A 17,045-nucleotide genomic window follows, 5' to 3' on the forward strand; every position below is an offset into this window, starting at 1 on the left:
TTATTTTGAATTTCGAAGCACCATGTTTAAAACTTGATTTGTTAGCTCAGAAAAATCTAGTCGACCGTCGGTGGAATACCAGTTCACTGTCCAACTCAACGCGCCGGTGAGCAGTCGTCGTAATATAAACGGTTCGGTTTTGACTTCATCTTGATCGTACAGTTGTTGTAATACGTCGAGCCATAATTGTTCATAGTCTTCACGCATGGACAAAATTCGTTGTTGGTTGCTTTCACTCAAACTTCGCCACTCATAAACCAAAACAACCATCGCTTCGTTGGTATCACCATTTATTGAATTCAATTCGCACTCGATTAAGGCGCGTAACTGCTCCTTTGTGGACCCGCATTGAGCCAGTGCCGCCTTCATTCGAGCAGTATTGAAGCGAATCACTTCAACCATAATCGAGTAAAGAATTTCTTCTTTAGTTTTAAAGTGATGAAAAATACTGCCGGATTGAATGCCCACAGCGCTGGCTATGTCGCGAACGGTGGTGCGTTCAAATCCTTTGTTTTTAAAAAGGTGAGCGGCGGCACTAAGTAACTTGCCTCGAGGAGAGTCGTCGAGACCGTTGATAATATTGATAGGAGCAGCGGTATTCATCACGGTAATCAGTAAAGCCTAATATCCTATTGAGATAAAAGTAAAAATCATTAAACCAAGCGCTTGCTTGGTATTGTAAATCAGGTTTTAATCGTTTGCCATAACCTAATGATTCGGTAAAACGATTTATGGCGGAAAAGTGCTCGGTTCGCATTGGTTGTGCCAGTGCCTTTTGGGGTGATACTCAAACGGCAGCCTTTCAGTTGGTTCGTGGAGGCAGTCTCGATTACCTGGTATTTGATTATCTGGCGGAAATTACCGTGTCGCTTTTAGCGTCAGCAAAACAAAAGTCACCGGAGTTAGGTTACGCAACTGACTTTGTAACCGATGTGATAAAGCCATTAGCGAGCGAGATTCAACAAAAAGGCATTAAAGTCATCAGTAACGCCGGAGGTGTTAATCCGTTAGCGTGTTGTGATGCTTTGCAAAAGCTGTTTGAAGAAAACAATATACAGCTAAAAATCGCTTGCATTATGGGTGATGATTTAACACCGTTGTCAGAATTTTACGGAAGCCCGATCGTTGAAATGGATACCGGTGCAGTTTTACCGGAAACAATCGTTAGTGCTAATGCGTATCTTGGCGCGCAACCCATTGCAGATGCACTTGCAGCTGGCGCAGATATTGTGATCACGGGACGAGTCGTGGATAGCGCTGTAGTACTTGGTCCGTTAGTTTATGAGTTTGGCTGGTCAATGAGCGACTACGATAAATTGGCACAGGGCAGTCTTGCAGGGCATATCATTGAGTGTGGAACTCAATGTACTGGCGGAAACTTTACCGATTGGGAATCGGTTCCAGGTTATGAAGATATGGGATTCCCTATTGCGGAATGTTATCCCGATGGTAGCTTTTTCGTTCAAAAACCGGATAACACCGGAGGTTTAATTTCAACGCTCACTGTTGCCGAACAGTTGGTTTACGAAATTGCTGATCCGGCCAATTATATTTTGCCCGATGTGATTTGTGATTTTCGACAAGTTAAATTGGAACAACAATCTAAAAACTGTGTAAAGGTTACAGGAGCAATAGGGCGAGCGCCAACAGATACCTACAAAGCCTCAATTGTTTACCCCGATGGATTTCGAATCACTGCGACATTTTTATTGGCGGGTATCGATGCGACGCGTAAAGCGCAACGCACTGCCGAAGCAATAATTCAGAAAGTAAAAAATTTATTTTCTCAACTCGGTTGGCAAGACTTTGAACGTCGATCCATAGAAATACTCGGCAGTGAGTCGACCTATGGAGCCCATCGCTCTATTAATAGTAGTCGTGAGGTTGTCGTTAAAATCACCGTTACTCATCAAGAGATAAAAGCGTTATTCTTATTTTCTAAAGAAATTGCTCAAGCGGCTACGGCAATGGCACCTGGTATTACAGGGTTGGTTGGTGGACGTCCTAAACCGTCTCCTGTGATTCGTTTGTTCTCTACGCTTATTCCGAAATCAATGGTGAATATTCAACTTCATATGAATAATGAAACCACAGCACTCACTCTACGAAATACTGAATGCTCAAAACCTAAACCTCACAATGAAATACCGAGTCAAACTTCAGTAGAGGGGGCAGGAATCACTGTGCCACTTATTAAACTTGCGGTTGCTCGCAGTGGCGATAAAGGTGATCACTCGAACATTGGGGTGATTGCGCGTAAATCCGAATATTTACCTTATATTGAATCAGCGTTAACCGAAGAAGCGGTCTCTGAATATATGGCTCATTGCCTCGATAGCGCCAAAAGTACAGTACATCGTTGGAAACTTCCGGGAGTTCATGCACTTAATTTTCTGCTAAAGCACAGCCTTGATGGTGGTGGTATTGCTAGCTTACGAATTGATCCTCAAGGTAAAGCGTTCGCACAACAATTGCTGGAGTTTCCGGTGCCTGTTTCCAAAACCATTGCTGATCAAATTAATTAAAATTAAACGGCGAGCAAAATATGCCTGTGATTGAGTCGAAAATTCAAACGCATTCTCGAGCGTTTCAAAACAACCGTGAAGCCATGCAACAAGCCTTACATGAGTTTCGCGATATAGAAAACAAAGTGGTGCTACAAACCGAATCAAAAAAATCCACGTTTGAAAAACGGGGCCAACTGTTACCAACAGAACGGCTCGGGCTTTTACTGGATGCAGGCAAACCCTTTTTGCCAATCTGCTCATTAGCCGGTTACCAAATGCATGATGATACCGACGGTACGCTTGCTGGAGGAAACAGTTTCTCGGGTATTGGTTATGTGTCGGGTATTCGATGTTTGGTTCGAGTCGACAACAGTGCGATTAAAGGCGGCACCATTACACCTGCCGGCTTGAACAAAGCATTAAGGCTCATCGAAATAGCGAAACAAAATAAATTACCTTTTATATCGCTTTCGGAAAGTGGTGGAGCAAATTTGAACTATGCGGCAGAAGTGTTTGTTGAAGGCGCTAGAGCTTTTGCAGAACAAGCAAGATTGTCTGCGCTAGGCATTCCACAGATTACTGTTGTTCATGGAAGTGCTACTGCGGGCGGCGCTTACCAACCCGGTTTGTCCGACTACGTCATTATGGTAAGAAATAAAGCGAAAATGTTTTTAGCCGGTCCTCCTCTATTGTTGGCCGCTACGGGAGAAGTCGCAACCGATGAAGCAATCGGTGGAGCTGAAATGCATTGTTCTATTGCAGGAACTTCAGAATACCTGGCTGAAAATGATGCAGATGCTATAAGGTTTACACGTGAATTGGTTAAAACGCTTAACTGGCAAACTGAAAAGCAACCTAACGATAATAAAGTATATTTAGCACCAAGGTACGATATTGAAGAGTTACTCGGTGTCGTGCCTTCGGATCCAAAAACACCTTACGATGTTCGAGAAATTATTGCTCGCATTGCAGATGATTCCGAGTTTTTGATATTCAAGGAAAATTACGATCCACTGACCGTTTGTGGGTGGATGAGTATTGAAGGTCATGTCTTGGGAGTGATTGGAAATAACGGTCCAATCACGGCGCAGGGGGCTACAAAAGCTGCTCAATTTATTCAACTTTGCGATCAATCCAATCGACCGCTGTTATTTTTACATAACACCACTGGGTTTATGGTAGGCACCGAAGCCGAGCAGCAAGGCATCATTAAGCAAGGTTCCCGTATGATTCAAGCAGTTGCTAATGCACGAGTGCCAAAATTTTCAATGGTAGTAGGAGGATCTTACGGCGCAGGCAATTACGCGATGTGCGGACGCGGACTGGATCCTCATTTTATTTTTTCTTGGCCTCGGAGTCGAACGGCAGTGATGGGCGGGGCACAAGCCGGTAAGGTACTTCGAATAGTTACAGAAGCCAAATTGAAAGCTACCGGTACAATACCCAGTGAAGATCAACTGAATCAAATTGAGCAAGAAACGGCAAACAAATTAGAACAACAATCGACGGCTTTGTATGGCACTGCGCGACTTTGGGATGATGGAATCATTGACCCGCGTGATACACGAAAAGTTTTAGCCACTTTGTTGGACATTGTGAACGAAGCAGCAAGTCGAAAGTTGAACACAAACACTTACGGTATTTCAAGATAGAACGACGACAGGAGACCATCATGCAATTAACCCAGGAGCATCAGGAGCTTCGTAATGTGGTTCAAAAATTCATCCACAAAGAAATCAATCCCTTTGTCGATGAATGGGAAGAAGCTGGGCGTTTTCCTATTCATCATGTATTTAGAAAAATGGGAGAGCTGGGGTTGCTGGGTGTGAATAAGCCAGAAAAATTTGGCGGTCAAGGCCTGGACTACAGTTATGCGATGGTGCTTGCTGAAGAATTAGGTGCTATTCATTGTGGCGGTGTCCCGCTAGCCATTGGTGTGCAAACCGATATGGCAACGCCTGCATTGGCGCGTTTTGGCTCAGAAGAACTTTGCAAAGAATTTTTATCACCAGCAATCCGTGGTGAACGTGTGGCGGCCATTGCTGTGAGTGAACCTGGTGCTGGCTCCGATGTAGCCAATATAAAATCGACTGCGAAAAAGCAGGCGGGAGATTTTGTTATCAATGGCAGCAAAATGTGGATCACCAACGCGCCGTCGGCCGACTTTTTTTGTTTATTGGCTAATACGGGTGATGGGCCGATGCATGCGAATAAGTCGTTAATGATTGTACCTAGAGACGCAATGGGCATTCAAATTGATAAGCCTTTAAACAAATTAGGTATGCGGTCGTCTGAAACGGCTCAAGTCTTTTTTGATAATGTAAAAATTCCACAACGATTTTTGATTGGTGAAGAAAATAAAGGATTTATGATCCAGATGATGCAGTTTCAAGAAGAACGCATGTGGGCGGCCGCGAACTGTTTAAAGGGTGCTGAAAATGTACTCAATGAGACCATCGTATATTGTCGAGAACGAGAAACGTTTGGACAACCACTGATCAACAATCAAGTCATTCATTTTCGCTTCGCGGAGTTGCAGTCGGAAATCGAAGCATTGCGCGCCTTAGTCTACCGGTGTTGTGAAGAATACATTCATGGCAAAGATGTATTACGTTTAGCGTCTATGGCGAAGCTCAAAGCCGGGCGATTGGCACGAGAAGTTGCTGACAGTAGCGTGCAATACTGGGGTGGAATGGGATTTATGTGGGACAACCTTGCGTCTCGATATTTGCGTGATGGTCGGCTCGCATCGATAGGTGGAGGGGCAGATGAAATCATGCTGAACATTATTTGCAAAACAATGGAACTATTGCCGGAAAAACGTACATGAATAAACGCTCTATGTTTCAAAAAATACTCATCGCGAATCGTGGTGAAATTGCGGTTCGTATTATTCGTACTGCAAAAGAGTTGGGCTTCGATACTGTTGCCGTATTCAGCGATGCCGATGCTGATAGTTTGCATGTTGAATTAGCCGATGAAGCAATAGATATTGGTTCGTCAGAGGTTAATTTGTCCTATCTTAGCATTGAACGAATCATAGATGCCGCGCGACAGTCGAGTGCCACCGCCATTCATCCTGGTTATGGGTTTCTCTCAGAAAACGCTGACTTTGCACGTGCTTGTGAAGAAAATAATATCACTTTTATTGGTCCACCATCGGAAGCCATAGAGCTTATGGGCAATAAACGTAAAGCTAAAATTGCGGTGCAAGCGGTTGGCGTGCCCTGTATACCCGGTTATGAAGGCAATGATCAATCGAACGATGCATTCATTAACGCTGCAAAAGACATCGGCTTTCCGATAATGATAAAGGCGGCAGCTGGAGGTGGTGGAAGAGGTATGAGACTTGCGTCGTCTGCTGAAAACATGCAAGAGCTATTAGATTCGGCTCGTTCGGAAGCCCTTAATGCATTCGGCAGCAGCGAACTTATTCTGGAAAAGTTGATTCAACCTGCGCGTCATATTGAAGTTCAGATATTTGCTGACAGCCACGGAAACTACGTTTATTTTACTGAGCGTGATTGCTCAACCCAAAGGCGACATCAAAAAATTATTGAAGAAAGTCCTTCACCCGCAGTTACCGATGAAATACGAAAAAAAATGGGCGAAGCGGCAATTGTCGTTGCACAGTGTTGCGATTATTTAGGTGCAGGTACAGTCGAATTTCTAATGGATGAATCCGGACGCTTTTATTTTCTAGAGATGAACACGCGTCTTCAAGTTGAACATCCGGTAACTGAAATGATACACCAACAAGATTTGGTTGCTTGGCAAATTTCTGTTGCCAACGGAGAGCGATTACCGCTTTTACAAGAGCACATTCAATATTTTGGACATGCAATCGAAGCCCGACTCTATGCCGAAGATCCTGAAAGTAATTTTCTACCGCAAGCCGGCCAAATTACGAAGTTTGCTTTGCCAACATTGAGCGGTGTTCGAGTTGATTCTTACCTTAAGACAGGCGCTAATATTCCTTCGTTTTACGATCCTTTATTGGGAAAGTGGATTGCGTGGGGTGAAACGCGTGAGGTGGCACGACGTAAGTTAAATAAGGTTTTGAAAGACAGTGTCATACGAGGAGTGAAAAACAATAAGTTATTTTTAAACCGATTACTGAATCACGCAGCATTTATCGATGGAAAAATAACGGTGAATTTTTTAAATAAAGAGGTCGTGTCGAAGCTAATACAATCAGAGGTAAGTAAAGAATTGTTGGCTCTTGTAGGTGTTATAGAAGCTATGAGTCAAAATAATGGAATAGAAACGATGCTGGAATCAGGAGTAACAATCCATCGCATGTGGAAATTTAGTAAAGGTCCATTTTCAACAAAGCTCAAATGCGAACGAAGTCAAGTACATGTGGAGCTTGGTTTCGAGCAGGAGCAGTATAACTTTCACTTTCAGCGTTTAAAACTTAATAGCGGTGTCTGCCAATATCAATTCAATAATTTCCTGCGATCTGTCCATTATTCGGTGACGGAAAAGGGTGTTTATTTGGAGAGTAATGAAGGCGATGTATTTATTGAAAACATAACATTTCAACCGCCATCAACGGAAAGTCAAATTATTGATGGCCAAATTCGTGCACCTATGGACGGTTCGGTTGTAAAAGTGTTTATTGAAAAAGGGGAAGCCGTGAAGAAAGATCAAACATTAGCCGTTTTGGAAGCGATGAAAATTGAACACGCGCTTAAGGCAAATTTTGATGGAGTGGTTACGGATGTGCTGATATCTACGGGGGAGCAAGTTAAAAGTCGACAATTATTGGTTTCTATTGGTTAACGAAGTTAATTATAAATTTACCACGTTGGTTTTTGTGTATTGGAGCACTTTTGCCATTTAGAATATCCTCGAGTTGTGCGATGAGTTTAAGTTCTTAATTGAAAAACACTCAATCAAGTAAGAGCTATTGATCTTGGGGAAACCTCAGACGAATGAAGTCTCATTTTCTAGTTGATTCAGGTGGATTAGTCTGCAGCCGAACCTTTATTTTTGATTATGAGAGTTTAATATGCTCAGGCAGTCGATTTCGGCTGATATCTTAAACCTGGCATATCCCAGCTTCCTTCTTGCTCGATATATTTTCTGAACACTTTTAACCTTTGTCCATTGACATGTTTGCGCAATAAGCCTGCTATATTTTGGGCTATCTATGGCGTATTCGGTCCGTAATTTCTCCGTAGAATTTCGGGAAGCGTTGTAAGTAATTGATTTAGTGCGTTTTTTTTGGTGTGATAAATGACCAGGGGTATTATACTGAAATCTGGTCCGCTTTTTCCTATTTCATTATGAGAAGGTGGTAATCTTAACTGTATGTAATTATTCAAAAATATGGGAAAATCACCAGAATGAGATAAATGGATATGCGGTTCTTAGGGTCCTCATATCACTAATGTTATATTTAGAATTTTGGAGTTTTAATGAATAGAGTCATCAAAAAAATAGTAATGTTTGTTTTTGCATTTGGAGCAGTAACTGCATGGGCAGATGGACCAGGGTGGACTCAAGAATCTGAAGTTGCAGACTTGGTGGTTACCGCAAACGGAGGAATTAACGTGAAATTGTCTCCTCTATTGCGGAATTGTGTTTCTCAAAGTGGTTATGGTGCTTCTTATGCTTCTATTTATCCAGAGCATCCTGGAATTGATAGAATTCAGTCTAACTTACTGGCGGCCATGATGAGTGGTAAAAAGGTTGCACTTTATCTAACAAATGCTCAGTGTAAAGTAACAGAAATACGCATCAAGAAGTAAAAATATAACCATGCATTAGAGAACGACGCGCAACTCGCGCGTCTCAATTGATCGTTATAAACAAAGTAGGAAAACTATGAAAAACATATATCTGTTATTTTCTATATGTGTCTTCTCTTTAGCTTCGTTAGCAGCTACACAGAATGCTACAGGACATATTGGTGATATTCGATATCATACTGCTGAGCAAACGCTTAATGCACCTTGGAGAAAGGTCCTTTGGTTTAAGCTAGTGGACTCTGATAATAATATTTGTACTAGCAATAATATAAGTTGTACGATTAAGTTAAACTCTTGGCTTCAAAGTGTCTGCTCAAGTATGAGCTACTACAATTCAGTCCTTCAAAGTAAGTTCGGCCACTTCTTTTTTAGCCGATATTCGTATTGTCATTAAAAGTTCTGCCTGATTCATATCGGTTATATAATCGATATTTTTAGGGACATCTCCGATGATGTCGAGTTTTTCTTCGCTAAGTGAATATGACCACAATTGAAAGTCTTCATTAATACCGTAAATAACATTGTCTTTTATTACGAAGTGTTTATCGCTTCCTTGATGTTTCAAGGTTTCTATGAGCTGATCTTCGGCCGGACCTGGTCGCCAGAATCGATCCATATGATCCGTATAAATTAATTGTCCACTCTCACTTTTTAGTGCCCAATTAATATTTTTATCATTAATGATACGGACTTTAGAATTTGTTAAATCAATCTCGGCGAATTTCAATATCCCTTTAATTCGAATGTTTACTAAAGCGATTTGACTTTCGCTATCCCATTGAAACAGTTTTGTAATTGGGTATTCTAATGAAAAATTCTTTTCTGTTCCGTCCAAAAATATTTGTTTAAGCTCATGAATAACATTAACTAAAATGCTTTGCCCATCTGCGGCCCAGTCCATACCGGATAAATAAGTATCCATAGGAAAATGGGTGAGTTGTTGTGCGTCTTTACCGTCGGTTAACCAAACTTGTTCATCCCCAGAACGTTCCGATTTATAAGCAATGAATTGACCATTGGGTTGGAATTGGGCACTGTCTTCTCCAACAATTGAACGCTCTATAATTGAGTAATGAGTGTTTTGGCTATTAATTGCTTTAATTTGCGATAGTGGTATTGAAGCAATATCGCTGTCGTAATGACCTTTAATCACCAACATTCGCTTACCATCGGGATGAAAGACAGGTGATCCCATAGGTTCATCAAGTGGTAAACTGATATTGGATATGTGACCATCATGAGTCAGTGTAAAGAGTTGTCTGCCTGTGCTAAAAATAAATTGATTTTCGAAAGGCGAAAAATTGGGATAGATAAGCCGAAAATTCGCAATTTCATTTGGGTAATTTATTCGATGGCTGGATAAAACCTGACCATCCGACTTTAGTACTTCAAAATAATAATTACCATTATTGTGAAAACTGGTCAGTGCGATTAAATCATCTTTTGTCGAGTAGTCGTAGTCGATTAAATTACCATCATCCAACGCATAAATATCTTGGCTTTTATTTTCAGTGGTGGAATAGCTGATTAGTTTCCAGCGCTTCGAATGCTTTTGCATTAAAGCGATATTGTTGTTATTTAACCATCGAGGATTTTTGATTTCTGAGTTTTTGCACTCTAATAAAACGCGCATAGGTTGAGGTGCTTCAAGGGCTTTGTGAAAGTCAAGGCTCATGAGTTGGTAGCATTTTTTTTGAGCGACCAGTTCATTGCAACTTCCGGTTTTAATAAAGACCAATTGTTTACCATCTTTGGAGAAACTATGTCTGCCATAAGCGTCGAAGTTCTTTGTAAGTTGATACTCTTTCTGTGTTTTCGTATCTTTTGCCCAGATATTGTTAATGCAGTCTTCAGTTGAGTAGCGATGGAAAATAATGTATTGACCATCTGGAGAATAAATACTGGCAAACTCTTTATTATCTGTGGCAGTTAATGCACGTATTTCTCCTACAGATAATTTCGGTGATTGCGATGGTGTCAGGTAGGTAAATCCCATAATTCCTAAAGTGATAATTCCAATGCTGAGTGTAAGCAAACGTGTGATCGAACGGTTTTTTTTTGCAACCTGAGTTTTTACAGTACGGTTTTGCGAGGCGTTGTCTATCCGCTTCGTTTCTGATGGAGTGATTTCAGCGACTGATGACTGAGCTATTTTTGAGTTTGATAATGGCACTTGTTCAGCCAGTGAGTCGACATTGAATTGGTTTTGCCACCGAACTTCACACTCCAGGCTGTACCCTTGTTTGGCATGGGTTTTTATATAGGATTTATTTTGAGTATCTTCCCCCAGTGCTTTCCTTAATTGGGCGATGCTTCGGTGCAAGGTATTCGGGGTAACCACTGTGTCAGGCCAAACCTCCGCTAGTAACTCATCATGGCGAACAACATGATTAGCGTTTTTAGCTAAATAGGTGAGTACTGCCAGTGCTTTAGGGGGAACCGTCTGAGATCGTGCTTTTTGTGTGATTTGATTTCTGGATAAGTCGATGAAGTAATCGCCTACCCAATATTGTTCGGCCATGTGTGCGCCTTCCATGTTGAAAATTGGTGCTGGAATATTAGGAAACTCATATTAGCACAACCTTCTGACGATGCTAAATTTGACCTTCAACTCGTTGATATTTATACGTAATTTTAACGTCAGTAAGATTTCAGAAAGACGTCAGGTGAACTTCATGCTTTTTCACTTGGGTTTGCTTACTTTTAATGCCTCAACTGAATTCGATCGACACCTTACACCCAGAGGTAAAAATGAAAATGCGTTTACTGTTAATTTTTTTAATATTGCTGCCTTGTTTAAAGCTCGAAGCTGCAGAACAAAATATATACAAAATGCCCAGAACACAAGTTATTCCGATTAAAGATACGCAATCGAAAAAGCAATACGAACTGCTCATAAAGCTGCCCGAAAATTACTCAGAGAACCAGGACAAAAAATACCCAGTAATCTATTTTACGGACGCCGTTTGGCATATCGAACTTTTATCATCGGCTACCTTTTTTATGATGGAAGACGTTATATTGGTGGGCATTTCCTGGCAGAAAGATATTTCGGAAGAGATCAAGCAACAATACGGGCCTCAATTTAGTCGATATGGTGATTATTCTTTTAAGAAAAAGGTTAATCCAAGACACCCCAAAATAACATTTGGACAAGCCGAGAGCCATTTGGCTTTTATTCGCAACGATGTTTTTAAGTATGTAGAGAAAAACTATCGAACTGACCCCAGTAATCGAACATACTTTGGTTTTTCTGCTGGTGGGGTTTTTGGCACCTACGCATTATTTGCGCATCCTGACTCTTTTAAAAATTATATACTCGGAAGTCCAAGCATATGGCGTAACGGACCTGATCTTTTTGCTCAAGAAAATGCCGCATTAAAGCATAAGGCGCTAGAAATTAACGTTTTTATTTCCTATGGAGAATTAGAAGAAGAGTTGCGCCCTCACGTCGAAAATTTTATTTCTACGCTGAAAAGTAAAAAATATAAAGCTTTAACTTCTATAAATCATATCGTTGTTGATTCAGCTGGGCATAGCGATTCCTCTCCAATGATGGCGGTACAGAGTTTGAGATGGTTATCGAACTTGCAAAGTAAGGGAAGTGAGTCATGAGCTTTTTTTATACAACGATAATCCTGATCCTTTTGATTGTAACAACGACGGATACAGCTTTTTGTCAAAGTGAGTTTCCCATTCGCCAAAATTAATGAGTTCGGTCGTGAACTCAGGTAAATGGACCGCTCATCCGTTTATAGCGCCAGACGAGAGCTATTTGATTTGGGATAGCGAACGAGAAGGCGGCTACGGAGGCTCTCTGATCTCTATACCAGCTTTAAACAGTGGGGGCCCGCTGTCAATATAGGGCCTTCGGTTAATTCGGATAAGTGGGATGCTTATGCCAGTGTCACTCCAGACGGTCAATACATTCTTTTCATTAGTCGTGTCGATGACGGCATTAATAATGACAATACGGATGTGGATATTTACTGGGTCGACGCGAAAATTATCGACACACTTAGAAACAATCAGTCAATCAAGTAACCGCTGTGCCATTCATCAGTAAATTAAGGCGCAAAAAAATGAGCGAATAGGGTGGATAACGCTTTTGGTGAACCCACCCTAAACTAAAGTTAACTCAGAGCCTATTTTGAATCACTTTCTTTATGGTTTCTAATAATCAATTTTTTAATACGTTTATTTCCATTTTTGTCAATCGATTCGAACTCATAATCTTCGTCAATTTGAAGCTCTTGATGATTATTCTCTGATTGAATAAAACTGTTGAAATTATCATCAATGAAAACGTTAAAGTGATCGGATTCTATGAATTTAACCGACTTAGTAATTCCCGCTGATGCGATAGATGCCTTTATGGTTTCTTTTTGATCCTCGGATAAACCTTTCGCCATAATTCGAATGGTGTCGTCTTGCTTTAATTGATTAAACGTGTGAAGTGCTGTTACGCTTGCTGCAAGGTTATTTTCGTCAATGGAAGGAATAACGATATCGTCACCTTCTTGCGTTGTAACAATCAAGTCACCATTTCTTTTACTGACAGTAATTGTTATGCCGTTGTCTGAAGTGAAGGTTTTACTTTCTCCTTCGCTTAAATCGGGTAATTCAAAAACACTCGATGTGCCATCCAGCTTAATGTCTACCGTTGGGTTATGGTGGTTTGTTTTATTAACAAATACCGAAATATTTTTTTCTTCGTCAGCATTTACGAGCGTTGAAAAACTTATCAATGCGAATAATGCAACGCGAGTAATCGTTTTAAATCGTTTCATTTTGTACTCCTTTTCAGGTGACTTAATTTAGAAATAAATGAAAGCTTAAAAACCTTCAATATTACTTAGTCAAATGTTATGCCAGTTTGATAATAATCTTTAACCTATTGAAAATTAAGCGTTTTATATGATTCTTTTTTCCTGGTGCGAATCGACGATTGTATGGTCCTCCTGATATACGGAAAAGAGTTCCTGATATCGGGAGGCTATTTAATACAAATGTCGTATTTTTCGAGGCGATATAAAAACGCTTTATAATTTAAACCCAGTAACTTAGCGGCTTGAGTTCGGTTATTTTCGGATTTTTGTAAAGCTTGTACCAAAATATCGCGTTCGTAGTCTTCCCAATGAATGCCTTCGTCGGGAAGCTCGAATTTTTGCTGCTCCACTTGATATGAATTGGGAAGTGCAAGATCGCTTACTTCAATCGTTTGGTCTTTATTTAATACCGTTAGTCGCTCAATTAAATTACTTAATTCACGAATGTTACCCGGCCAATGGTATTGAAATAACCAATTGCGAGCGGCTTTGGAAAAATCAGGCAATGGACAGTGATACCGATTTGCAAACTTTTCTGAGAAAAACTGGATTAATTGTGGCAGATCATCTCGACGTTCTCGAAGTGGAGGGAGTAACAAGGGGACTACATTAAGCCGGTAAAACAGATCTTCCCGAAATCGATTTTCGGTAACTTCATTTGCTAAGCTTTTATGGGATGCTGCAATGACACGAACATCGACGTTGATTTCTTCGTTTCCACCGACACGCATGATGGTTCCTTCTTGAAGAAAGCGAAGTAACTTTGCTTGAATCGAAAGGGGCAGTTCTGCTATTTCATCCAGAAAAAGCGTCCCGCCATTTGCCGCTTCTATTTTTCCAATTTTTCTTTGATTTACACCTGTGTAGGCACCTTTTTCAGCACCAAACAATTCGGATTCGGCAATTGATTCCGGAATGGTCGAGCAATTAACGGGAAGAAAAACCTTCATTTTTCGATCAGAATGACTATGCAGTGCTTGCGCCACCAGTTCTTTTCCAGTTCCGCTCTCACCGTGAATCAGCACAGTAATTGACGTGGAAGATAATTTTTCAATGTGTTGATACAGCCTTTGCATTGCAGGCGAAGAGCCAACGATTTCACCCAGTTGCTCTCGCGCCAAAGATTCTTGTTTCAGCTTTTGATTCTCTGCATGTAATTGACGGCTTTGCTCTAGCTTTTTTAAAGTGAATAAAAGCTGCTCCTTTTCGAAAGGTTTTGACAAATAATCATCGGCGCCAGCTCGAATGCAAGTAACAGCATGGCTGATACTACCGTATGCAGTTACCAGTATAAATGAGACGGATGGAAACTCTTGCTTTACTTTTTCGAGCAGTTGTAAGCCATCCATACCAGGGAGTTTCCAGTCAGAAATAATGGCGTCAATTACTTGTGATTGCAGCTTTGTAATAGCGGCTTCTGCAGAGTGAACCAAAGTACTCTGATGCTCACTATTTTGCACAATCAGCTGCTGAATTAATTCGCCTTGTTGTTGCTCGTCTTCTACGATTAGCAAATTCATAGTTTAATCCAGTCGTTTCTAGTGGATGCGTGGTTTGAGGTATACAGTAAAAATGGTGCCATGGGGTTTGTTTTCTTGATGTTCTATTTTTCCTTGGTATCGGCCTCTAACGATTCGGTTGGTAATATAAAGGCCCATTCCTGCACCGTAGGTTTTATTTGTAGTATGTGGTGTAAATAATTTATCGATTAATCTTTTATCAACACCATGCCCAGTGTCGAGTATAGAAACGCTAAGAAACTCGTCTTGTTTTTGAATATGAAAACTGATCTGCGCTTTTTCGTAGTCTTTGCAAGCATCTACGGCGTTATTTAAAAATGTGGAAAACACGGAGTGTAATTCGGAGTGTAGGGCAGATAGGGTTTGTGTGTTACTCACTGCTTCTATCGATATTGTGATGTTAGGGTGCAGCGTGGCAACTTCAGACTTCAGTTCGTTGAGTAAGCGAATGAGGTCAACATTTTCAGCGGCTAATGATTCATGCGTCGTGACTTCCATTAAATTACGAATGTGCGTATCAATGCGTTCAATTTGCTTTTTAATGATACGCCTTAGTTTATTGAAGCTCTCAGTTTTATCTTTCTCGATATCAAGTGATAATGAAATGGTGTGCAGCGGGTTTCTAATACTGTGAGCAAGGCCACGGGTGATTTCTGAAATTTCATCGGTGGCTTTTCGTTCTTGTAACATTTGTTTTTGTTGTTCGAGTTGCTGTAAATGACCAGACATTTTATTGATTGAAGCTACCAAATCTTGAACTTCCTTACCGGTAAAACGGGTATTGGTTTCTACCTGAACACCAAATTTTCCAGCACCAATTTCCTTGCTGGTGTTGCTGATTTTTTGTAAAGGTTGAATTAATTTTCGAGTCAATAGGACAAAAAATACCAATGAAGTTATAGCAATTAAACCGCTACTGATAATGATTTCATTTCGGACTTCTGCTACGGTTTTTTCGACCTGTGTTCTAGGAATTGGGATATCAAATTGTTGCTTGTTACGACTTAAAACGATTGAGCGACCCGTTGCTTGATCTTTGAGTTGAAGATCCACTTGTTGCTGGATTCGACCGAAAGGGTTGATGATGATTTCTTTCACTTGACCAGACAAATGTGAGCGACTGATATTTTTGAATTCTGAGTTCACCAGGAAAAGACTGGCATTAAACTTTTGCGAAAGCATCGACTCCACGGTTGATTTGCTCACTTCAAAGGCAGCTTCACCCAAGCGTTTGCTGAGATCTTCCGTCATTCGGTGAAAGTGCCAACCATTGACGGCTACGACAACCAGCATAAAAATCAGTACGCTCGTTAATATAATGTTTTTAAGCGACATATCTCGGTATTCCCACGGTCAATTTCCCCATATCGGGAAATCTTAGCATTAATCATCTTTTTCAAGTAGTCGAGTCGATGCAGGTATTTAAGAGAGTCGAAAATAAGAAATCTGCTCTAAGCCAGTTTTGACGGCGTATTCGCTCGACTTTCGTAACTTTGGATTACGTTTAAGAGAAATCAATCAAAGTCTCGAAATAGGGAGATAGCAATATAAATGCCAGCGGGGGAAAGTGCTTTTACCTATTGTGGTTTAATATACCGCTCTTGGCCATCAGTGGATCATAGAAAGCACAAGCAGTGTTACCACTCCCAATAACGCACCCAGAAAATGGTATTTCCGCCAGTGTTTGAATTGATCGAGCAGTTGGTGTTGATGGTGATGGCCATGATGGTGACGGTGAGGCCGATGAAGCAATACATGCATAAGAGTTCCGGTGACAAATGCCTGTAACCAAGCGAAATTCTGACTGGTCATGGCCGCTTCCATTTCTACGCCTAATATAAAACCAAAAAGCGTAAAGATTGCTAGCCCAGATAAAGACAGCCAAACTGCTTTGAATCCAAACACCGGGCGTATGATCCATAGCACCGAGAGAGCAACTGGAATACGGTGCAATACGATGGCTAAAGGTAACAGTGGTGAAGCGGACTCAATACTTTTAAATTCATTTAATGAAGCACCATCAACCATTGTATGAAGTAACAAGCCGGAAAATCCAATGATCAAAGTGATCTGATGGGTGCTGTCGGCTGCTTTTCGAAAGGCTTTTTCGATGAGAGTGGGGCCAATCAACCCCATAAAAGCAAGTGGAATGACTGGCCAGCCGCCATTGGAATAAGAGAGCGGAAGTAGTTCGGCGAAAATAATACCGCCTAACACCACCAGCAAAAAGCTCGACAGTGTGTCTTCAAAGTGCGGCGTATTTTCAAAAAGACGCGCAATTATGGGAGCAATCGCCAATACGACGATGCTGAGTATTAAAAAAATCATTGAGAGCTCTCAGGGTAAAGGCGAGGGCATTTTACTGAAAAAGGGTGCGCAGCGCTAACAATAACTTATGGGTGATGAGTTACGAGTATCGTTTGCCAGATTATT

Annotated in this window: 12 protein-coding genes; 6 read left to right on the forward strand and 6 right to left on the reverse strand. The window is 41.0% G+C overall.

Annotated elements, in window-relative coordinates; genetic code table 11:
• Window positions 1-603: a TetR/AcrR family transcriptional regulator gene (locus ACTUJY_RS09175; RefSeq protein WP_463615782.1), complete on the reverse strand. Its 603-nt coding sequence runs from the start codon at window positions 601-603 to the stop codon at window positions 1-3.
• Between the two features lie 128 nt (window positions 604-731).
• Between ACTUJY_RS09175 and ACTUJY_RS09180 the strand changes: the two genes are divergently transcribed.
• From ACTUJY_RS09180 to ACTUJY_RS09200, 5 genes are all read left to right on the forward strand, one after another.
• Window positions 732-2,525: an acyclic terpene utilization AtuA family protein gene (locus tag ACTUJY_RS09180; protein WP_463615783.1), complete on the forward strand. Its 1,794-nt coding sequence runs from the start codon at window positions 732-734 to the stop codon at window positions 2,523-2,525.
• A 20-nt stretch (window positions 2,526-2,545) separates the two neighbouring features.
• A complete protein-coding gene (locus ACTUJY_RS09185; protein WP_463615784.1) occupies window positions 2,546-4,159 on the forward strand; it encodes an acyl-CoA carboxylase subunit beta in 1,614 nt (537 codons plus the stop codon).
• Window positions 4,160-4,179: 20 nt separating this feature from the next.
• Window positions 4,180-5,337 (forward strand): acyl-CoA dehydrogenase family protein, encoded by a 1,158-nt coding sequence (locus ACTUJY_RS09190; protein ID WP_463615785.1) that lies wholly within the window; start codon window positions 4,180-4,182, stop codon window positions 5,335-5,337.
• Window positions 5,334-7,292 (forward strand): acetyl/propionyl/methylcrotonyl-CoA carboxylase subunit alpha, encoded by a 1,959-nt coding sequence (locus ACTUJY_RS09195; protein ID WP_463615786.1) that lies wholly within the window; start codon window positions 5,334-5,336, stop codon window positions 7,290-7,292. Before ACTUJY_RS09190 ends, ACTUJY_RS09195 begins: the two co-directional genes overlap by 4 nt.
• 638 nt (window positions 7,293-7,930) lie before the next feature.
• Complete coding sequence (locus tag ACTUJY_RS09200) at window positions 7,931-8,263, forward strand: hypothetical protein (RefSeq protein ID WP_463615787.1); 333 nt, start codon at window positions 7,931-7,933, stop codon at window positions 8,261-8,263.
• A 334-nt stretch (window positions 8,264-8,597) separates the two neighbouring features.
• Here ACTUJY_RS09200 and ACTUJY_RS09205 read toward each other — a convergent pair whose 3' ends face one another.
• Window positions 8,598-10,784 carry a winged helix-turn-helix domain-containing protein gene (locus ACTUJY_RS09205; protein WP_463615788.1) on the reverse strand — a complete coding sequence of 729 codons (2,187 nt, stop codon included), beginning with the start codon at window positions 10,782-10,784 and terminating at the stop codon, window positions 8,598-8,600.
• A gap of 230 nt (window positions 10,785-11,014) precedes the next feature.
• On the opposite strand from ACTUJY_RS09205, the gene ACTUJY_RS09210 reads away from it, so the two are divergent.
• Window positions 11,015-11,878 (forward strand): alpha/beta hydrolase, encoded by an 864-nt coding sequence (locus ACTUJY_RS09210; RefSeq protein WP_463615789.1) that lies wholly within the window; start codon window positions 11,015-11,017, stop codon window positions 11,876-11,878.
• Window positions 11,879-12,408: 530 nt separating this feature from the next.
• On the opposite strand, the gene ACTUJY_RS09215 is transcribed toward ACTUJY_RS09210, so the two are convergent.
• The 4 genes from ACTUJY_RS09215 to ACTUJY_RS09230 form a co-directional block, all read right to left on the reverse strand.
• Window positions 12,409-13,053: a hypothetical protein gene (locus ACTUJY_RS09215; RefSeq protein WP_463615790.1), complete on the reverse strand. Its 645-nt coding sequence runs from the start codon at window positions 13,051-13,053 to the stop codon at window positions 12,409-12,411.
• A gap of 206 nt (window positions 13,054-13,259) precedes the next feature.
• The gene (locus tag ACTUJY_RS09220) at window positions 13,260-14,612 is read right to left on the reverse strand and encodes a sigma-54-dependent transcriptional regulator (protein WP_463615791.1); all 1,353 of its coding nucleotides are present in this window, start codon (window positions 14,610-14,612) and stop codon (window positions 13,260-13,262) included.
• A gap of 18 nt (window positions 14,613-14,630) precedes the next feature.
• Window positions 14,631-15,947, reverse strand: a complete 1,317-nt coding sequence (locus ACTUJY_RS09225) for an ATP-binding protein (RefSeq protein ID WP_463615792.1) — start codon at window positions 15,945-15,947, stop codon at window positions 14,631-14,633.
• Window positions 15,948-16,220: 273 nt separating this feature from the next.
• Entirely contained in the window at window positions 16,221-16,940 is a 720-nt protein-coding gene (locus ACTUJY_RS09230; protein WP_463615793.1) for a hypothetical protein, read from the reverse strand.
• Window positions 16,941-17,045: the final 105 nt, after the last annotated feature.

It is taken from the genome of Pleionea sp. WD8-19 (assembly GCF_055326765.1).